Annotated in this window: 19 protein-coding genes; 12 read left to right on the top strand and 7 right to left on the bottom strand. The window is 73.1% G+C overall.

The window, feature by feature from the left end; all coding sequences use genetic code 11:
- Nucleotides 1–23 precede the first annotated feature (23 nt).
- Entirely contained in the window at nucleotides 24–1,082 is a 1,059-nt protein-coding gene (locus ACFYU0_RS00130) for an endo-1,4-beta-xylanase (RefSeq protein WP_389296685.1), read from the top strand.
- A 105-nt stretch (nucleotides 1,083–1,187) separates the two neighbouring features.
- Here ACFYU0_RS00130 and ACFYU0_RS00135 read toward each other — a convergent pair whose 3' ends face one another.
- Both ACFYU0_RS00135 and ACFYU0_RS00140 read right to left on the bottom strand, forming a co-directional pair.
- The gene (locus ACFYU0_RS00135; protein ID WP_094214367.1) at nucleotides 1,188–1,394 is read right to left on the bottom strand and encodes a DUF5999 family protein; all 207 of its coding nucleotides are present in this window, start codon (nucleotides 1,392–1,394) and stop codon (nucleotides 1,188–1,190) included.
- A gap of 329 nt (nucleotides 1,395–1,723) precedes the next feature.
- A complete protein-coding gene (locus tag ACFYU0_RS00140) occupies nucleotides 1,724–2,311 on the bottom strand; it encodes a hypothetical protein (protein ID WP_351668819.1) in 588 nt (195 codons plus the stop codon).
- A 560-nt stretch (nucleotides 2,312–2,871) separates the two neighbouring features.
- On the opposite strand from ACFYU0_RS00140, the gene ACFYU0_RS00145 reads away from it, so the two are divergent.
- A complete protein-coding gene (locus tag ACFYU0_RS00145; protein ID WP_351668817.1) occupies nucleotides 2,872–4,389 on the top strand; it encodes a glutamate--cysteine ligase in 1,518 nt (505 codons plus the stop codon).
- A 103-nt stretch (nucleotides 4,390–4,492) separates the two neighbouring features.
- A complete protein-coding gene (locus ACFYU0_RS00150; RefSeq protein WP_389296687.1) occupies nucleotides 4,493–5,293 on the top strand; it encodes a CPBP family intramembrane glutamic endopeptidase in 801 nt (266 codons plus the stop codon).
- A 21-nt stretch (nucleotides 5,294–5,314) separates the two neighbouring features.
- On the opposite strand, the gene ACFYU0_RS00155 is transcribed toward ACFYU0_RS00150, so the two are convergent.
- A complete protein-coding gene (locus ACFYU0_RS00155) occupies nucleotides 5,315–6,127 on the bottom strand; it encodes a PhzF family phenazine biosynthesis protein (protein WP_389296689.1) in 813 nt (270 codons plus the stop codon).
- 253 nt (nucleotides 6,128–6,380) lie between these two features.
- Between ACFYU0_RS00155 and ACFYU0_RS00160 the strand changes: the two genes are divergently transcribed.
- The 4 genes from ACFYU0_RS00160 (at nucleotide 6,381) to ACFYU0_RS00175 (ending at nucleotide 9,981) form a co-directional block, all read left to right on the top strand.
- Complete coding sequence (locus ACFYU0_RS00160) at nucleotides 6,381–7,016, top strand: PadR family transcriptional regulator (RefSeq protein ID WP_389296691.1); 636 nt, start codon at nucleotides 6,381–6,383, stop codon at nucleotides 7,014–7,016.
- 170 nt (nucleotides 7,017–7,186) lie between these two features.
- Entirely contained in the window at nucleotides 7,187–7,768 is a 582-nt protein-coding gene (locus ACFYU0_RS00165) for a Clp protease N-terminal domain-containing protein (RefSeq protein ID WP_389296693.1), read from the top strand.
- Nucleotides 7,769–7,831: 63 nt separating this feature from the next.
- Entirely contained in the window at nucleotides 7,832–8,839 is a 1,008-nt protein-coding gene (locus ACFYU0_RS00170; protein ID WP_351668808.1) for an EamA family transporter, read from the top strand.
- A 191-nt stretch (nucleotides 8,840–9,030) separates the two neighbouring features.
- Nucleotides 9,031–9,981 (top strand): DMT family transporter, encoded by a 951-nt coding sequence (locus tag ACFYU0_RS00175; RefSeq protein ID WP_389296695.1) that lies wholly within the window; start codon nucleotides 9,031–9,033, stop codon nucleotides 9,979–9,981.
- Nucleotide 9,982: 1 nt separating this feature from the next.
- Here ACFYU0_RS00175 and ACFYU0_RS00180 read toward each other — a convergent pair whose 3' ends face one another.
- Entirely contained in the window at nucleotides 9,983–10,663 is a 681-nt protein-coding gene (locus ACFYU0_RS00180; RefSeq protein ID WP_389297934.1) for a pyridoxamine 5'-phosphate oxidase family protein, read from the bottom strand.
- 35 nt (nucleotides 10,664–10,698) lie between these two features.
- Here ACFYU0_RS00180 and ACFYU0_RS00185 point away from each other — a divergent pair, with 35 nt between their 5' ends.
- Nucleotides 10,699–12,030, top strand: a complete 1,332-nt coding sequence (locus ACFYU0_RS00185; RefSeq protein WP_389296697.1) for an aminotransferase class I/II-fold pyridoxal phosphate-dependent enzyme — start codon at nucleotides 10,699–10,701, stop codon at nucleotides 12,028–12,030.
- Between the two features lie 27 nt (nucleotides 12,031–12,057).
- On the opposite strand, the gene ACFYU0_RS00190 is transcribed toward ACFYU0_RS00185, so the two are convergent.
- Nucleotides 12,058–12,987, bottom strand: a complete 930-nt coding sequence (locus ACFYU0_RS00190; protein WP_351668800.1) for a DMT family transporter — start codon at nucleotides 12,985–12,987, stop codon at nucleotides 12,058–12,060.
- A 74-nt stretch (nucleotides 12,988–13,061) separates the two neighbouring features.
- On the opposite strand from ACFYU0_RS00190, the gene ACFYU0_RS00195 reads away from it, so the two are divergent.
- A complete protein-coding gene (locus ACFYU0_RS00195; protein WP_351668798.1) occupies nucleotides 13,062–13,970 on the top strand; it encodes a LysR family transcriptional regulator in 909 nt (302 codons plus the stop codon).
- A 60-nt stretch (nucleotides 13,971–14,030) separates the two neighbouring features.
- Here ACFYU0_RS00195 and ACFYU0_RS00200 read toward each other — a convergent pair whose 3' ends face one another.
- Together ACFYU0_RS00200 and ACFYU0_RS00205 are read right to left on the bottom strand one after the other, a co-directional pair.
- Nucleotides 14,031–14,504 carry a pyridoxamine 5'-phosphate oxidase family protein gene (locus tag ACFYU0_RS00200; RefSeq protein WP_351668796.1) on the bottom strand — a complete coding sequence of 158 codons (474 nt, stop codon included), beginning with the start codon at nucleotides 14,502–14,504 and terminating at the stop codon, nucleotides 14,031–14,033.
- A gap of 113 nt (nucleotides 14,505–14,617) precedes the next feature.
- The gene (locus tag ACFYU0_RS00205) at nucleotides 14,618–15,121 is read right to left on the bottom strand and encodes a Rieske (2Fe-2S) protein (RefSeq protein ID WP_351668794.1); all 504 of its coding nucleotides are present in this window, start codon (nucleotides 15,119–15,121) and stop codon (nucleotides 14,618–14,620) included.
- 204 nt (nucleotides 15,122–15,325) lie between these two features.
- Here ACFYU0_RS00205 and ACFYU0_RS00210 point away from each other — a divergent pair, with 204 nt between their 5' ends.
- The 3 genes from ACFYU0_RS00210 (at nucleotide 15,326) to fabG (ending at nucleotide 17,445) form a co-directional block, all read left to right on the top strand.
- On the top strand, nucleotides 15,326–16,090 hold the full coding sequence (locus ACFYU0_RS00210) for a HipA family kinase (RefSeq protein WP_389296701.1): 765 nt from the start codon (nucleotides 15,326–15,328) through the stop codon (nucleotides 16,088–16,090).
- Nucleotides 16,087–16,536 (top strand): DUF3037 domain-containing protein, encoded by a 450-nt coding sequence (locus ACFYU0_RS00215; RefSeq protein ID WP_351668790.1) that lies wholly within the window; start codon nucleotides 16,087–16,089, stop codon nucleotides 16,534–16,536. Before ACFYU0_RS00210 ends, ACFYU0_RS00215 begins: the two co-directional genes overlap by 4 nt.
- A gap of 147 nt (nucleotides 16,537–16,683) precedes the next feature.
- Nucleotides 16,684–17,445, top strand: coding sequence for a 3-oxoacyl-ACP reductase FabG (gene fabG / locus ACFYU0_RS00220; RefSeq protein ID WP_351668788.1), 762 nt, complete (start codon nucleotides 16,684–16,686; stop codon nucleotides 17,443–17,445).
- Nucleotides 17,446–17,450: the final 5 nt, after the last annotated feature.

The raw sequence follows: 17,450 nt of genomic DNA on the forward strand, positions 1-17,450 counted from the left end.
CCTCGACAGACAGGAGTCGCACCATGCGCAGGACGCGCCTCGGACTCGTCGGCGCCCTCGCCGCCGTCCTGGTGGCCGCCGGGCTCGCCGCCGGACCCGCCGCACAGGCCCACGAGCGGCAGCCCACCCTCGCCGGACTCGCGGAGCGGCACGGCCGCTACTTCGGGAGCGCCACCGACAACCCCGAACTCACCGACAGCGCCTACACGAAGATCCTCGGCAGCGAGTTCGACATGATCACCCCCGGCAACGGGATGAAGTGGTACGCCACGGAGCCGGAGCAGGGCGTCTTCGACTGGACCGCCGGTGACCAGATCGTGAACCTGGCGCGCCGGCACCACCAGCGGGTCCGGGCCCACACCCTCGTCTGGCACAGCCAGCTCCCCGACTGGCTGACTTCCAGGGAGTGGACGGCCGCCGAGCTGCGCGCCGTGCTGAAGAAGCACATCACCACGGAGGTGCGGCACTACCGGGGCAAGGTCTACTCCTGGGACGTCGTCAACGAGGCGTTCAACGAGGACGGCAGCTACCGCGAGACCATCTGGTACAAGACCCTCGGCCCCGGCTACATCGCCGACGCGCTGCGCTGGGCCCATGAGGCCGATCCGCACGCCCGGCTCTACCTCAACGACTACAACATCGAGGCCGTCGGCCCCAAGAGCGACGCCTATCACCGGCTGGCCGCCGACCTGAAGGCGCGGGGCGTGCCGCTCGACGGCATCGGCCTGCAGGCCCATCTCGCCCTGCAGTACGGCTATCCCGCCACGCTGGAGGACAACCTCCGCCGCTTCTCGCGGCTCGGGCTCGACACCGCGCTCACCGAGGTCGACGTACGCATGCAACTGCCCGTGACCGACGCGAAACTGGCCGAACAGGCGGCCTGGTACCGGGACCTCACCACGGCGTGCCTGGCCGTCCACCGCTGTGTGGGCGTGACGATCTGGGACTACACCGACAAGTACTCCTGGATCCCGGACTTCTTCCCCGGAGAGGGAGCGGCCCTGCCCTGGGACGAGCAGCTGGACCCCAAACCCGCCTACTCCGCGCTGCTGGACGCGCTGAGGCAGCGGGCGGTCACCTGAGGTAGCCGGCCCCGGACACGGGTCGGGGCCGGTGCGCACCGGGTGTGTGCGGCCGGCCCCTCGGATCGCCGGGCGGCGCGGCGGAGCCGCCCGGAACGCTCGCCCTCAGGCGGCGGTCATCACCTGGTCCGCGCCGAGCGGGCGGTGCGGGGCGATGACGCGGCCGTCGGGCAGGAGCTCACCGGTGTCCTCGAAGAGCAGGACGCCGTTGCACAGCAGACTCCACCCCTGCTCCGGGTGGTGCGCCACGAGGCGGGCGGACTCCCGGTCGGCGGACTCGGCTTGCGGACACGGTGGCTGGTGCTGGCACATGGATGGGATCTCTCGCTCTGTCGTGGTCATGTCCGTCCCCCGTGTGAATAAGTCGGTCGGAACCCAGTGTTGCCCCATGGGCGTCAATCCGCAGGGATTTCGCGGCACCGCTTCTCACAGGTTCATGACGCGTCACCCGTGCGGACGGTTCATTCCAACTGCACTGTCACTTCGGGTGGTTCTGGGGGGTCGTATAGGGCTAGTCCGGACGGCAGAGATCATTTTGCGGGGCTCGTAGGAGCGGTTAATTGCTCGTACGAGCGAGCGGCTGACCGGAAAGACAGGCGTACCCCGCTTCCCTTCCGGGGAGCGGGGTACGCGCGGATCGTTCAGGCGGGGATGGAACCGAGCAGCGGCAGAGGAGTCGCCCGATGGGTCAGCACCGGGAGCAACTCGGCGACGCGGTGCGGCCGGTGGGCCGGGATGCCGGGCGGCGCCGGGGCGAGGGGCACCAGCAGGTCGGTGGCGGCCGGATGCCCTTCGGAGGCGTCGGCCGTGACGTCGCCGTGCAGCCACAGGGTGAGCATGTACAGACCGGGCACGGACAGCAGGCGCGGCTGGTACGGCTGCGTCAGCGCCTCGGCCTGCTGCAGGGCGCGCTCGGTGGAGGCGATCCAGGGGCCCTCGAAGAAGTGCGAGAAGGCCCAGCCGTCCGGAGTCAGCATGGTGTCGGCGGCGGCCACCGCGCGATCGCCGCAGCGGATCACGAAGCGCCAGCCGGCCAGTCTCGTCGCGGACAGGCCCTGGGCGGTGATTCGGTCCAACACGTGCACCGGAAGCGGGAGTTCGGGCGTCGTGGGTCCCTGTGCGGCGCGCAGGGACGGAGTTCGGGCCTCACGGACCGCGGTGGGGGAACCGAGGGCCGTGAGGACGGAACGCAGTGCGGGCGCGGGTGCGGCGGGCGCGTGCAGGGGCATGGTGGGTCGCCTCTCGTTCGACAGGCGCGGCGGCGCGAGGAGGGTGGGGCGGACGGCGCTGTCAGCTCACGGGTGGCCTGAGAGGTGGGGCCCGGTTCGATGAACGAGGGTGCGGCTGTGGCCTGCCGCTGAATCTACGGCAGGAACACGACAGAAACCGGGACCGCGGGCACCAACCTTAGGCCTTGTTCGCGAAGTTTATACGACGGGTGTTCAGACGATGTTTCGTCTACCGCATTCCGGTCGACCCGGCAAGGCTTCATTCAGCCGCTGATTCGCACGCATACATCCCGCTTTTCGTGCCGGGAGGGCCCTGCTGACCTCGCCATACGCCGCCGCCGCGGTCGGCTGATTGTCGTCGGCGTTTTTCACGAGGCGATCGGGGCACACGAACGTGCGTACTGCGTCATGCCCCGTGAATGTGCCGCCGGGAACATTCCGACAGAGTAGCGGGCGCCGGGCCCGAGCGGGACGTTATCGATCGCTTCCGCTGGGCATCATCAAAACCCGGGACCCCGGCGGCCGGTCTGCGGCCCGCCCATCCGAGGAGGGAAACCCAGATGGGGGAGAAGGTCGTGGCAGGGCAGTTCGACCTGTCCGATCGCCAGCGCTACCGCGAAAAGCTCCAGAAGTGCCTGACGGGACTCGAGCGGCTGCTGGACGAGAAGCGGTTCGACCGCGCCAAGAACCTCATGGGCGTCGAGATCGAATTGAATCTCGCCGGCCGCGACGGTATGCCGAAAATGTTGAACGGGCAGGTACTGGAGCGCATCGCGAGCCGTGATTTCCAGACGGAACTCGCGATGTTCAACCTCGAGGTGAACATCGCCCCGCACCGGCTGGGCGGCCGGGTATTCGACCGGCTCGCGGAGGAACTGCGCACCTCACTGGCGTACGCCGACCGGAAGGCCGGCGAGGTGGACGCCGGCATCGTGATGATCGGCATCCTGCCCACGCTCGACCGGGACGACCTCGTCTCCTCCAACCTCTCCGAGGTGGACCGCTACACCCTGCTCAACGACCAGATCGTGGCGGCGCGCGGCGAGGACTTCCAGCTCGACATCGACGGTGTGGAGCACCTGCACTGCACCTCGAAGTCCATCGCCCCCGAGGCCGCCTGCACCTCCGTGCAGCTGCACCTCCAGGTCACCCCGGCCCGCTTCGCCGACGTGTGGAACGCCGCCCAGGTGGCGTCCGCGGCGCAGATCGCCGTGGGCGCCAACTCGCCGTTCCTGTTCGGACGCGAGCTGTGGCGCGAGTCCAGGCCGCCGCTGTTCCTGCAGGCCACCGACACCCGGCCGCCGGAGCTGCAGGCGCAGGGTGTCCGGCCGCGCACCTGGTTCGGCGAACGGTGGATCTCCTCCGCCCGTGAGCTGTTCGAGGAGAACCTGCGCTACTTCCCGGCGCTGCTGCCGATCTGCGACGACGAGGACCCGCTGGAGGTCCTCGACCAAGGGGGCATACCGAAGCTCGCCGAACTGGTGCTGCACAACGGCACCGTGTACCGCTGGAACCGGCCCGTCTACGACATCGCCGACGGCGTGCCGCACCTGCGGGTGGAGAACCGGGTGCTGCCGGCCGGGCCGACCATCACCGACGTGATCGCCAACGCGGCCTTCTACTACGGCCTGGTGCGGGCCCTTGCCGAGGAGTCGCGTCCGGTGTGGACCCGGCTGCCGTTCGAGGCGGCCGAGGCCAACTTCGACGCGGCCTGCAGGGACGGCATCGACGCCCGCTTCGTCTGGCCGCGCCGGGGCCGCTACGGCGGTACGGGCGAGGTTGACGCCGTCACCCTGGTCCGGGACGAACTGCTGCCGCTCGCCGCCGCCGGGCTCGACGCGTGGGGCGTGGAGGCCGCCGACCGCGACCTCTACCTCGGCGTCATCGAGGAGCGCTGCCGGCGCCGGATGAACGGCGCCGCCTGGCAGGCGGCCACCTTCCACCGGGCCCTGGAGCAGGGCCTCGGCCGCGCGGCCGCGCTGTCCGCGACGACACGCCGCTACGCCGAGCTGATGCACGTGGGCGAGCCGGTGCACACCTGGCCGGTCGGGCTGCCGGAGCCGGTGCCGCTCGGCTGAGCGGGACCCGGCGGTCCGCATCCACGGCGAACCCGGCCCGGGTAAGCGCTCCGGGAGGCGATCCGGCATGCTGTGAGCTCCCACGGCCGGAGCGACGACAGGAGTGCACGTGGAGGCGGACCCGGCGGCCGACGGCGCTTGGCGGGAGCGGTTCCCGCGGCGGATCTTCCGGGACGAGACGCTGCTGGTGCTGGCGCTCTCGCTCGGCGCGAGCGGGGTCTCCGCGCTGATCAGCTTCGTCGGGTCGGTGACGAAACCGGGCGGCCTCAAGGACCAGGCGGCCACCCTCAACGCGTCGGCCGCGCCCGGGCGCCCCTGGCTCGACCTGGCCTGGCAGCTCTTCGGCATCGCCTCCGCGCTGGTGCCCGTGGCGCTGGTCGCCCACCTGCTGATGCGCGAGGGCGAGAGCCTGCGCACCCTGGGCTTCGACCGCACCCGCCCCTGGCCCGACCTGGGCCGGGGCGCGGGCGTCGCGGCGGTGATCGGCAGCACCGGGATCGCCTTCTACCTGGCCGCCCGCGGCCTGGGCTTCAACCTCACCGTGGTGCCCGAGGCCCTGCCCGAGGTGTGGTGGAAGTACCCGGTGCTCATCCTGTCCGCGGTGCAGAACGCGGTCCTGGAGGAGGTGATCGTCGTCGGCTATCTGCTGCGCAGGCTGGGGCAGCTCGGCTGGACGGCGGGGGCCGCGCTGGTGGCCAGCGCGGTCCTGCGCGGCTCGTACCACCTCTACCAGGGGATCGGCGGTTTCATCGGCAACATGGTGATGGGCGTGGTCTTCGTCTGGCTCTACCGCCGCTGGGGCCGGGTCGGACCGCTGGTCGTCGCCCACTCCCTGCTCGACATCGGGGCGTTCGTCGGATACGCCCTGCTCGCCGGCAAGGTGGACTGGCTGCCGACGGCCTGAGGCCCGGCCGGCCCCGGCCGGTCAGGCGAGCAGTTCGCCGTCGATGACGGTGACCGCGCGGCCGGTCAGCAGCGTGCGGTCGCCCCGCAGACCGGTGCGGACCAGGCCGGAGCGACGGGACGCCTGCAGCCCCGTGAGATCGTCCCGGCCGAGGCGTGCCGACCAGTGCGGGGCCAGCGCGGTGTGGGCGCTGCCGGTGACCGGGTCCTCGTCGATGCCGACGTTCGGGAAGAAGCAGCGCGAGACGAAGTCGTGGCCGCGGGACGGGTCGTCGGCGCGCGCGGTGGCGATGACGCCCCGCGAGGAGTGCGCCATCAGGGCCTTGTGGTCCGGGGCGAGCCCGAGCACCGTCCGCTCGTCGGCCAGCTCCACCAGCAGGTCGCCGACGTCGGGTCCGGTGTCGTAGGCGGCGAGCGGGTCGGCGCCCAGCGCCTCCGCGACGCCGTCCGGGACCTCCACCGCGGTGAGCGGGGCGGTCGGGAAGTCCATGGTGATCCAGCCGTCCGGACCCGGCGTGGCGACCAGGACCCCGCTGCGGGTGGCGAACCGGACCGGTCCCTCGTGGGCGCCGGTGGTGTGCAGGACGTGCGCGGTGGCGAGGGTGGCGTGCCCGCACATCGCGACCTCGGCGACGGGCGTGAACCAGCGCAGCGCCCAGTCCGCCTCGCCGCCCGGCGGCAGCCGGTGCGCGAACGCCGTCTCGGCGTGGTTGACCTCCATGGCGACGTTCTGGAGCCGGTCGTCGTCCGGGAAGACGTCGTCCAGGAGCAGGACGCCGGCGGGGTTGCCGGCGAAGGGGCGGTCGGTGAAGGCGTCGACGATTCGGATGCGCATGACGCAGACGCTAGGGCCGCGACAGCCCGCTTACCAAGGCCAATCGACGAGTCCTGGACCGATTCGCGCACGACGTCGCGGCCCGCGGTTCGGCGAGGCCGGCCGCAGGCCGACTGTCAGGACGGGGGAGTACCGACTTCGAGGACGGGTGCGGCAGAGTCTTGTCGGACGATCGGTTCCGATATATCGTTGACGCATCGCGTAAGAACGCGATGCGGACGTGACAGGTCAACGATGGAATGGAGTGATCACGATGCGCAGCCACGGATTCGAGCGTGGACATCGTCAGGACGGCCCGGGCCGGCACGGCCGGGGCGGCTTCGGCGGCTTCGAGGGGCGACGGGCCGCCTTCGGGCCCTTCGGTCCGGGTGGTCCCGGCTGGGGACCCGGCGGGCCCGGCTTCGGACCGGGACCGTGGGGGCCGCGAGGGCGCGGCGGACCTAGGGGGAGGGCGCGGCGTGGTGATGTGCGCGCCTCGATCCTGGCCCTGCTCAAGGAGCGGCCCATGCACGGCTACGAGATGATCCAGGAGATCGCCGAGCGCAGCGGCGGCGCCTGGAAGCCCAGCCCCGGCTCGGTCTACCCCACCCTCCAGCTGCTGGAGGACGAGGGTCTGATCGTCAGCGAGAGCGAGGGCGGCAAGAAGCTCTTCGCCCTGACCGACAGCGGCCGCACGGCCGCGGAGGACGGCCCGGAGGCTCCTTGGGAGGAGGCCTCGCGCGGCGTCGACTGGGAGGCCCTCGGCGAGATCCGGCAGGCCGGCATGGGGCTGATGCAGGCCTTCGGGCAGGTCTGGAACACCGGGACCAAGGAACAGCGCGAGAAGGCGCTGGCCGTCGTCACCGAGGCCCGGAAGAAGCTGTACCTCATCCTCGCCGACGAGGACTGAGCCGTACGGCGCCCGGCGCCCCGCGGAATCTCCGCGGGGCGCCCTCGCGTCGAAGGCCTGATCTCCTCCCTGAGGATGAGATCCCGGCGGGCCATGTCCACTGCGTGCGGGACGTCAAGATGGTTCCCCTCGTGGATGACCGGGCCGCTCGGGACTGATGAGGTAGCGGTGTGCATCCCCGTACAGCCCGCTGGAGCGTCCCCGAGCAGGGACTCCCGCACACGGACGACGATGCCGCACTCGGTGCGGAGCTGGCGGCGGTGGTCGCCGGTGCCCGCCGCCGGGCGGTGCGTGACGGGGACCGCCAGACCGACACCGCCCATCTGCTCCACTCGCTCCTGGAGCAGGACGCAGAGGTCCGGGCCGCCGTCGGCGGCGCCCCGCGGCTCACCCGGCTGCTCGGCTATCTCGTGCAGCGCAGCATCGGCTACGGCCTGCGCTGGCAGCGCGCCGTGGAGGGCGCCGGCGTGCTCGCCGCCGTCCCGGCTCCCGCCCCGCAGGGCTCCGAGCGGGCGGCCGGCGGTGCGCACGGCGACACCGGCCACTGGTCGCCCGTGGCGGCCGCCGCCCTGGAGGAGGCCCGGCGGCGCGCCCGGCGGCGCGGCGCGGCCCGGGTCTGCGGAACCGACCTGCTCGCCGGACTGGTCCTGGACCCGCGGTCCCGGGCGGTCGAGGTCCTGGAGCGCGCCGGCATCCGGACCCGCGAGCTGAGCGCCCGGCTCGACGGCCGCGCGACGGACGTCCGGCCCTGACGCCGTCCACCCCATGAGACAGGTGTCAACGGGGGTGACGCTCATGTCAACGCCTGTCATCATGTGCCGGTGCCTATATCTGCAAGCAGCCGGGGCAGCCGGGGCAAGGGCGTCGGGCTCGGTCTCGCGCTCCTGTCCGCGCTCGCCTTCGGCGGGTCCGGAGTGGCGGCGAAGCCGCTGATCGAGGCGGGACTCGACCCGCTCCACGTGGTGTGGCTGCGGGTGGCGGGCGCCGCCGTGGTCATGCTGCCGCTCGCCGTGCGGCACCGCGCGCTGGTGCTCCGCCGCCCCGCGCTGCTCGCCGGGTTCGGGCTGCTGGCCGTGGCCGGCGTCCAGGCCTGCTACTTCGCAGCGCTCTCCCGCATCCCGGTCGGAGTGGCGCTGCTCGTCGAGTACCTGGCCCCCGCGCTCGTGCTCGGCTGGGTGCGGTTCGTGCAGCGACGGCCGGTGACCCGCGCCGCGGCGCTCGGCGTGATCCTCGCGGCCGGCGGCCTCGCCTGTGTGGTGGAGGTGTGGTCGGGGCTCAGCTTCGACGCGTTCGGGCTGCTGCTCGCGCTCGGCGCCGCCTGCTGCCAGGTCGGCTACTTCGTCCTGTCCGACCAGGGCAGCGACGCGGGCGAGCAGGCGCCCGACCCGCTCGGCGTCATCGCCTACGGCCTGCTCGTCGGCGCTCTGGTGCTGACCGCTGTGGCACGCCCGTGGAACATGGACTGGTCGGTGCTCACCGGATCCGCGCGGATGAACGGCGCCACCGTCCCGGCCCTCGCCCTGCTGGCCTGGATCGTCCTCGTCGCCACCGTCGTCGCGTACGTCACCGGTGTGCTCTCCGTGCGCCGGCTGTCCCCGCAGGTCGCCGGTGTCGTCGCCTGCCTCGAAGCGGTCATCGCGACCGTGCTGGCCTGGGTGCTGCTCGGCGAGCACCTGTCCGCGCCGCAGATCGTCGGCGGCGCCGTGGTCCTCCTCGGCGCGTACATCGCCCAGTCGTCGGCCCCCGCCAAGGGCGCGGGGGAACCGGTGGCCGCGGGCGGCGGCGCGGAGCGGGAGTTGTCGGCGCGCGGAACGGCTGCCTAGAGTGCTGGTCATGACGTCCTACGCGCTCGTCCTCTCGCCCCCCGCCGCCTGAGGCGGGCCTCCGCGACGAACGCCCGGCGCCCAGCGCCGGGCTGGACGGTGCTGCCCGCAGACGAAGTCCGCGCGCCCCGCTGAGCCGGGTCGCCTTCCGAACTTCCGCACTCCGGTGCGCTTCTGCGGAGAGAATCCTCGTGTCGAACGCTGTCTCAGGCCTGCCCGTCGGGCGCGGCCTGCTCTATCTGATCGTCACCGGTGCCACCTGGGGCACCGCGGGCGCCGTCGCCTCGCTGGTCTACCGGACCAGCGAGATGGGCGCCCTCACCCTCTCCTTCTGGCGCTGCGCCGTCGGACTGGTGCTGCTGCTCGCGGGCCGGCTGCTGCGTGGCCGCACCCGGGCGGCCGCGCCCGAACCGCTGCGCCGCAGGGCCGCGAAGGCCGCCGCCACCGGCGTCGGGCTGGCCGTGTTCCAGACCGCCTACTTCGCCGCCGTGGGGTCCACCGGGCTCGCCGTGGCCACCGTGGTCACGCTGGGCGCGGGACCCGTGCTGATCGCGCTCGGCGCCCGGCTCACCCTGGGGGAGCGGCTTGGAGCGGGCGGCGCCCTGGCGGTCGCCGGAGCCCTCACCGGCCTGGCCGTGCTCACCCTCGGCGGCTCGGCCGCGACCGTCCGGCCGCTCGGGGTGCTGTACGCGCTGGCGTCGGCGGCCGGCTACAGCGGCATGACGCTGCTGACCCGGCGCTGGGGGCGCGACGGCGCCGCCGACGCCTCCGGCACCACCATCGGCGCGTTCGCCGTCACCACCCTGTGCCTGCTGCCGTTCGCCCTGGTCGAGGGGCTGTTCCCGCACACCGGGCACCCGGTGCGGCTGCTGGTCCTGATCGCGTACATCGCGTCCGTGCCCACCGCCCTCGCCTACGCCCTGTACTTCGCGGGCGCCGCCGTCGTCCGGTCCGCCACCGTCTCCGTCATCATGCTGCTGGAGCCGGTGACCGCGGCCGTGCTCGCCGTGGCGCTGCTCGGCGAACGCCTCACGGCGGCCACCCTGGCCGGCACGCTGCTGATGCTCGGCGCCGTCGCGGGCCTGGCACTGGGCGAGGCCCGCGGCGCCGGACGCCGCGAGCCGGTTCCCGTGACCTCCTAGCTCACGGCGTCAGGTAGTCCGGGAGTCCGATGCCGGGCGCCAGGTCGGGGTTGGGGACGGGGGCCTCGTAGCCCTTGCGCAGCGGCACGACCCCGGCCCAGTGCGGCAGGGACAGGTCCTCGGGCTCGTCGTTGGCGCCGCCGGTGCGGATCTTCGCCGAGACCTCGTCGAGGTCGAGGCGGATGACCGCGGTGGCGGCCAGCTCCTTCTTGTTCGCGGGCCGGGAGTCGGCGGCCCGGCCCGGCACGACGTGGTCCACCAGCGCGTCAAGGGCCAGCCGCCGCTCCGCGGGGTCCGTGACCTCGTGGGCGGTGCCGTGCACCACCACCGAGCGGTAGTTCATCGAGTGGTGGAAGGCGGAACGGGCCAGCACCAGCCCGTCGACATGGGTGACCGTCAGGCACACCCGGAGGCCCGGGTCCGCCTCGCCGGTCATCCGCAGCGGGCGCGAACCGGTGGACCCGTGCACGTACAGCCGCTCGCCGACCCGCCCGTACAGCGTCGGCAGCACCACCGGCGCGCCGTCGCGGACGAAGCCGAGGTGGCAGACGTAGCCCTCGTCGAGTATCGCGTGCACCACGTCCCGGTCGTACGACGCCCGGTCCGCGGAACGCGTGGGCACGGTGCGGTCGGTCGGCGTGTACGCGGTGGACGGCGACGAGGCTTCCCGGGTCCCCTGCATGGCGGTCTCCATTGCACTAGTGCATAATAGTTTTTGTGCTAGGAGAGTATCTGATTCAGGGCCGGGGCGCAGCGGAGATCGCGGCCAGCGTCGAACGGGCGGTCGGCGCGGGGGAGTTGGAGCCCGGCCAGCACCTGCCGCCGATGCGGGATCTGGCGGCCCGGCTCGGGGTGAACCCGAACACGGTCGCCGCCGCCTACCGCACCCTGCGCGAACGCGGGGTGATCGAGACCGCCGGACGGCGCGGCAGCAGGGTCCGCCCCAAGCCGGCCACGACGGGACGCGAGGAGATCCGCGTCGAGGTGCCGGCCGGCGTGCGGGACGTGGCCGACGGCAATCCTGACCCCGCGCTGCTGCCCCGCCTCGCGGACGCCTTCGCCGCGGCCGCCGCGCACGCCGACCGGGAGCCGGTCCTCTACGGGCACGACCCCGTGGAGCCGGAGCTGGCCCGGCTGACCCGCGCCGCGCTGGACGCCGACGGGGTGCCCGACGGTCCCGTGGCCGTGGCCTCCGGCTCCCTTGACGTCATCGAACGGGTGCTCGCGGCCCACCTCAAGCCGGGCGACCGGGTGGCGGTGGAGGACCCCGGCTGGGGCAGCGTGCTGGACCTGGTCCCGGCGCTCGGCCTGCGCACGGTCCCCGTCGGCGTCGACGACGACGGCCCGCTGCCGGGCGATGTCCGCGACGCCCTGGAGTCCGGTGCGCGGGCGCTGATCGTGACCGACCGCGCGCAGAACCCGACCGGCGCCGCGCTGACCGCCACGCGCGCGCGTGCGTTGCGCTCGGTGCTGCGGGACCACCCCGGGACCCTGCTCATCGAGGACGACCACGGCCACGGCATCGTGGACGTCCCCTTGCGGCCGCTGGCCGGTGTGACCCGCCACTGGGCCTTCGTCCGCTCCGTCGCGAAGGCCTGGGGGCCGGACCTGCGCCTCGCGTTGTTCACCGGGGACGCCGTCACCGTCGACCGGGTGCGCGGGCGGCAGCGGCTGGGTCCCGGCTGGGTGAGCCGGCTCGTCCAGCGGGCCGTGGTGGAACTGTGGCGCGACGGTGCGGTGGACCCCCGCGCGGTCGCGGCCTCGTACGCCGACCGCCGGGAGGCCCTGGTCGAGGCGCTGGCCGCGCGCGGGGTGGCGGCGCACGGCCGCAGCGGCATGAACGTCTGGGTGCCGGTGCCCGACGAGACCGGCGTGGTGGCCCGCCTGCTGCACGCGGGCTGGGCGGTCGCCCCGGGCGCCCGGTTCCGGCTGGGCTCGCCGCCGGGCATCCGCGTCACGGTCTCGGCCCTCGCCCCGCGCGACGTCGCCCCCCTGGCGGACGCGGTCGCCGCGGCGGTACGACCCTCCCCGGCCCGGTCCTACGGCTGAGGACCGGGCCGGAGAGAGGGCGGCGGCTCAGGCCCTCGGCCTGACCTGGGTGAGCGCGGCCCCGGCGAGGACGATCACCGCGCCGACCGGAGTCGTCCAGCGCAGCGACTCCCCGAGGATCGCCACGCCCGCCGCCGTGGCGATGACCGGGATGAAGTACGTGACCATCTGCGCCGTGGTGGGGCCCACCTCGGCGACCAGGCCGTACTGGATGAGCACCGCAAGACCCGTGCCCAGGGCGCCCAGGGCGGCCACGGCCAGCAGCGGGACGACCGGGAAGTGGTCCGGGAACGGGGTGAACAGCGGGGTCACGACGGCCAGTTGCACCGTCGCCAGCAGGAGCTGCGCCCCCGTCATGGACAGGTGCGAGTTGCCGGTGCCGGCCAGGGTCCGGCGGACGTAGATCCAGCCGACCGGGTAGCTCAGCGAGGCGAGCAGCGCCATCGCCGTGCCCGTCGCGTCCAGCCCGTGGAAGCCCTGCCAGGCGCCCAGCACCGTCAGCACACCGAGGAAGCCGAGGCCGAGCCCCGCGACGCGGATCCGGGTGGGACGGTCCTCGGACAGTGCGACCATCGACAGCGCCATGCCCCACAGCGGCGAGGTGGCGTTGCAGATGCCGGCCAGCGTGGAGGGAATGGTCAGTTCCGAGTACGCGAAGAGGGAGAACGGCAGGGCGTTCAGGAAGAACGCGGCGACCGCCATATGCCCCCACAGCCGGGCCCCGCGGGGCAGCCGCTCCCGCTTCACGGCCATCGCCGCCGCCAGCACCGCCGTCCCGAAGACCAGCCGGCCGAGCGTGACCTGGAACGGCGCGTAGCCCTCCGTGCCCACCTTGATCAGCAGGAAGCTGAAGCCCCAGATCAGCGAGAGGGCGCCGAAGCGCAGCCGCCAGTCGAGACGGGCGCGGGGCGGGGCAGGCGCGGGGGCCTGGGTTCGGGGTGCGGTGACCGTGCTCATGGCGTCAACGATGCGGGACCGGACCTCGTAGCACAATCGAGAATTCTCACCGGGTACCTCTTAGAATCACTTACATGTTGAACCTGGAGCGCCTGCGCACCCTGGACGCCCTCGCCCGGCACGGCTCGGTCAGCGCCGCCGCCGACGCCCTGCACGTCACGACGTCCGCGGTCTCCCAGCAACTCGGCAAGCTGGAGCGCGAGGCGGGGCAGCGGCTGCTGGCGAAGAACGGCCGGGGCGTGCGGCTCACGGACGCCGGGCGGCTGCTGTCGGAGCACGCGGCCCGCATCCTGTCCCAGGTGGAGCTGGCCCAGGCCGATCTCGAGGCGCACCGCGGCCAGGTCGCAGGCGAGCTGCGCGTCTCGGCGTTCCCGACCGCGGCCCGCGGCCTGTTCCCCACCGCGCTCGGCGACCTGCGCGGCCGGCACCCGGCCCTCCGGGTGCGCTCCAGCGAACTGGAGCCCGAGCACGGTGTCGCCGCCGTCGTGCGCGGCGACCTCGACCTGGCCGTCGTCCTCGACTGGTACAACAAGCCGATGCCCGTGCCCGACGGCCTGGTCAAGGCGCCCCTGCTGGACGATCCGGCCGATGTCGCCCTGCCGGCCGGGCACCCGCTCGCCGACCGGGACGAGGTCGACCTCGCCGAGTTCGCCGAGGACGAGTGGATCACCTGGGGCGAGGGCGAGTTCTGCCACGAGTGGCTGATGTTCACCCTGCGCTCCCGGGGCATCGAGCCGATCGTCGGGCACCGGGCCGGCGAGACCCACACCCAGCTCGGGCTGGTCGCCGCCGGACTCGGCGTGTGCATCGCGCCGCTGCTGGGCCGGCACCCGGTGCCCCCCGGGATCGTCATGATCCCGCTCAGCCAGCGGGTCCGGCGGCACGTCTACGTCGTCTGGCGGGCGGACGCCGACCGACGCCCCTCGATCCGCGCCGCGGTCGAGGCGCTGCGCGCGGCGGCCGAGCGGGTGAGCCAGGCCTAGGCCGTGTCCGCGAAGTCACGCCTGCGACGCGACTTGGCGGACACGACCTGGGCCCGTGCCTCAGCGAGCCGCGCCGAGCTTGCGGAAGTCCCAGGACACGATCCTGTCCGGGGTCAGCCGGGCCCAGGCGTGCCGGCCGTCGTGCGGCATCTCGTCCAGCCCGAAGTACTTGCGCGCGAACACCGTCTCCGGCGTGTCGAGTTCGGCGCGCAGCTCCCCGGTCCGGGGCACCTCGCCGACGAACTCCACCCGCCCGGACAGCTCGGCCCCGCGCAGCTCGTCGTACTCCTCGCCCGAGTCGACCACGACCGCCACGCGGGGATCGCGGCTCAACTGCGCCCAGCGCCTGCTGCGCACCACGGAGTACAGCCACAGCGAGGTGCCGTCCCAGGCGAACCACAGCGCGCTGACGTGCGGTGTGCCGTCCGCCGAGACGGTCGCGACCCGGCAGGTGCGCCGGCTGGTCAGGAAGTCGTCCAGCTCCCCGGGCGTCATCATGATCTTCCGGCCCCGGCGCTGCTGCGTCACGGTCATACGGCCCCCTCTTCTCCCACGTCGAACCGGCGGCACCCGCCCCTGGCGTGATCCTCCGAGATCGCGCCGGGAAAGGGAACAGGACGTTTCCGCCCGCCTCGTCCGCCCCCGCCTCAGGCCAGCTTGATCTCGTCGCCCGAGACGGTGATCTTCTGGGCGGCCAGCGCCCTGGTCGCGGGCCCCTGCTTCACGCTGCCGTCCTCGACGGAGAAGTGGCTGTTGTGACACGGGCAGACGATCGCGCCGCCCGAGATGCTGGACACGGCGCAGCCCTGGTGGGTGCACTTGGCGGAGAACGCCTTGTAGGTGCCCGCCGTCGGCTGGGTGACCACCACACCCTGGTCCTTGAAGATCTTGCCGCCGCCCTCCGGGATGTCCGAGGTCCGGGCCAGGGCCGCGCCGCCGGCCGAGTCGCCGGACCCCGCGGAACCCCCGTCCTGCGACGAGCCGGTGGACCCGGTCGTGCCCGCGGTGCCCGCCCCGGTGTCGACGGTGTCCGAGGTGCCGTCGCCCGAACCGCAGGCGGTCAGCGCGGCGGCGAGCCCGGCCGCTCCGGCCGCCGCCACGACGGTACGGCGGGCCGGTCCCGATTCGGGCTTGAACGATGCGCTGGTCATGGCGTGGTTCCCTTCCGCGGAGCGTCTCGTGATCCGTCCAGGGGTACGGTCCCCGGCCGCCGCCCGTTCAGCGGCGCCCGGCACTCGCCCTCCGGAGGCCTGGCGGCATGGAAGCACGGCGGCCGGCCGGATGCCCGGACCGCGGCCGCGTGCCGGTGGCCCGCCCGTCGGCCGGACCCGGTTCCGCCCCAGTAGCCTGGGGCGATGCTCAGGGAAGTCACCGCCACCCGCTACATCACCCCTTTGCGTGAGGGCGGCTCGCTGCCGGGACTCGTCGAGGCCGACGACTTCGGCACCTACGTCATGAAGTTCACCGGCGCCGGACAGGGCCGCAAGACCCTGGTCGCCGAGGTGGTGTGCGGCGAACTCGCCCGCCGGCTCGGCTTCCGGATGCCCCGGCTGGTGACGGTCCGGCTGGACCCCGTGCTGGGCCTGGGCGAACCCGAGCAGCAGGTGCAGGACCTGCTCCGGTCCAGCGGCGGCGTCAACCTCGGCATGGACTTCCTCTCCGGCGCCCTCGGTTACGACCCGCTCGCCTTCCCGGTGAGCCCCGCCGAGGCCGGGCGGATCGTCTGGTTCGACGCGCTGATCAACAACGTCGACCGCTCCTGGCGCAACCCCAACCTCCTGATGCACCGCGGCGAACTGTGGCTCATCGACCACGGCGCCACGATGATCTGGCATCACAACTGGCCCGCCGCCGAGGCCTCGGCGGCCCGCCCCTACGACGCCGCCGACCACGCCCTCGCCCGCTTCGCGCCGGACGTCGCCGCCGCCGCGGCCGAGCTGGCGCCCAGGGTCACCGCGGACCTCCTCGCCGAGGTCACCGCCGAGATCCCGGACGCCTGGCTGGCCGACGAGCCGGGCTTCGGCGAGCCGGACGAACTCAGGGACGCCTACGCGCGGCCGCTGCTCGCCCGCGCGGCCGTCGTCGCCGAACGCATCACCGGCATCGAGGAGGGCAAGTGAGCGAGCGTCACATCCACATGGCCGGTCATGTGACCGAGCGCCACATCACCCGGGCGGGCCAGGGCGGTGACCGGGACGTGTTCGAGTACGCCCTGCTGCGGGTCGTGCCGCGGATCGAGCGCGGCGAGTGCGTCAACGCCGGTGTGGTGGTCTACTGCCGCGCCCGGTCCTATGTCGGCGCCCGCACCCATCTGGACGAGGCCCGGCTGCTCGCCCTGGACCCCGGGGCGGACGTGGCGGGAGTGCGGGCCGCGCTCGGCGCCGTCGAACGGGTCTGCGCCGGTGGCGAGGAGGCCGGGCAGGCCGCCCGTGACGACGCCGGACGGCGCTTCCGCTGGCTGATCGCGCCCCGGTCCACCGTCGTGCAGCCGGGGCCGGTGCACACCGGGCTCACCGCCGACCCGGCGGCCGAGACCGAGCGTCTGCTGGACCTCCTGGTGAGGTAATGGATCACACCGGCCCGGTGTCCCGTTGACACCGGGTGCCAGGGCTTCTAGCGTCGCCTGTGCTGAAGGTACTAAGCGGTCGCTCACCGCACTGACCGGCTCAGCCAGGAGCCGCACAGGTTCTCTCAAGGGCGAGGAGAAGCAGCAATGTCCACCACTGAACAGCGGGTCGCGGTAGTCACCGGCGCGGCACGCGGCATCGGCGCCGCCACCGCCGTACGGCTGGCCGCCGAGGGTCGCGCGGTCGCCGTGATCGACCTCGACGAGGCCGCCTGCAAGGACACCGTCGAGAAGATCACCGCGGCCGGCGGCCGGGCGATCGCGGTCGGCGCGGACGTCTCCGACGAGGCGCAGGTCGAGGCCGCCGTCGCCCGGATCGTCGAGGAGCTGGGCGCCCCGACCATCCTGGTCAACAACGCCGGCGTGCTGCGCGACAACCTGCTGTTCAAGATGAGCGTCTCCGACTGGGACACCGTCCTGAACGTGCACCTGCGCGGCTCGTTCCTGATGACCAAGGCGGTCCAGAAGCACATGGTCGACGCGGGCTTCGGCCGGGTCGTCAACCTGTCCTCGTCCTCCGCGCTCGGCAACCGCGGCCAGGCCAACTACTCGGCCGCCAAGGCGGGTCTGCAGGGCTTCACCAAGACCCTCGCCATCGAGCTGGGCAAGTTCGGCATCACCGCCAACGCCGTCGCCCCCGGCTTCATCGCCACCGAGATGACCAAGGCCACCGCCGACCGGGTAGGCATGGGCTTCGACGACTTCAAGAACGCCGCCGCCACCCAGATCCCGGTCCAGCGGGTGGGCGAGCCCGAGGACATCGCCAACGCCATCGCGTTCTTCACCGGCGAGGCGGCCGGCTTCGTCTCCGGCCAGGTGCTGTACGTCGCCGGCGGACCGCTCGACTAGGAAGT

Origin of the sequence: Streptomyces sp. NPDC003720, from assembly GCF_042875075.1 — a bacterium.
Classification (GTDB): Bacteria; Actinomycetota; Actinomycetes; order Streptomycetales; family Streptomycetaceae; genus Streptomyces.

Excerpts from the sequence above, each read along its gene's own strand:
- ACFYU0_RS00195 (WP_351668798.1), top strand. The coding sequence starts at position 13,062 with ATGTTGAACCTGGAGCGCCTGCGCACCCTGGACGCCCTCGCCCGGCAC.
- ACFYU0_RS00140 (WP_351668819.1), bottom strand. The coding sequence starts at position 2,311 with ATGCCCCTGCACGCGCCCGCCGCACCCGCGCCCGCACTGCGTTCCGTC.
- ACFYU0_RS00210 (WP_389296701.1), top strand. The coding sequence starts at position 15,326 with ATGCTCAGGGAAGTCACCGCCACCCGCTACATCACCCCTTTGCGTGAG.
- ACFYU0_RS00205 (WP_351668794.1), bottom strand. The coding sequence starts at position 15,121 with ATGACCAGCGCATCGTTCAAGCCCGAATCGGGACCGGCCCGCCGTACC.
- ACFYU0_RS00130 (WP_389296685.1), top strand. The coding sequence starts at position 24 with ATGCGCAGGACGCGCCTCGGACTCGTCGGCGCCCTCGCCGCCGTCCTG.
- ACFYU0_RS00190 (WP_351668800.1), bottom strand. The coding sequence starts at position 12,987 with ATGAGCACGGTCACCGCACCCCGAACCCAGGCCCCCGCGCCTGCCCCG.
- ACFYU0_RS00160 (WP_389296691.1), top strand. The coding sequence starts at position 6,381 with ATGCGCAGCCACGGATTCGAGCGTGGACATCGTCAGGACGGCCCGGGC.
- ACFYU0_RS00200 (WP_351668796.1), bottom strand. The coding sequence starts at position 14,504 with ATGACCGTGACGCAGCAGCGCCGGGGCCGGAAGATCATGATGACGCCC.
- fabG (WP_351668788.1), top strand. The coding sequence starts at position 16,684 with ATGTCCACCACTGAACAGCGGGTCGCGGTAGTCACCGGCGCGGCACGC.
- ACFYU0_RS00145 (WP_351668817.1), top strand. The coding sequence starts at position 2,872 with ATGGGGGAGAAGGTCGTGGCAGGGCAGTTCGACCTGTCCGATCGCCAG.
- ACFYU0_RS00180 (WP_389297934.1), bottom strand. The coding sequence starts at position 10,663 with ATGCAGGGGACCCGGGAAGCCTCGTCGCCGTCCACCGCGTACACGCCG.
- ACFYU0_RS00135 (WP_094214367.1), bottom strand. The coding sequence starts at position 1,394 with ATGTGCCAGCACCAGCCACCGTGTCCGCAAGCCGAGTCCGCCGACCGG.
- ACFYU0_RS00155 (WP_389296689.1), bottom strand. The coding sequence starts at position 6,127 with ATGCGCATCCGAATCGTCGACGCCTTCACCGACCGCCCCTTCGCCGGC.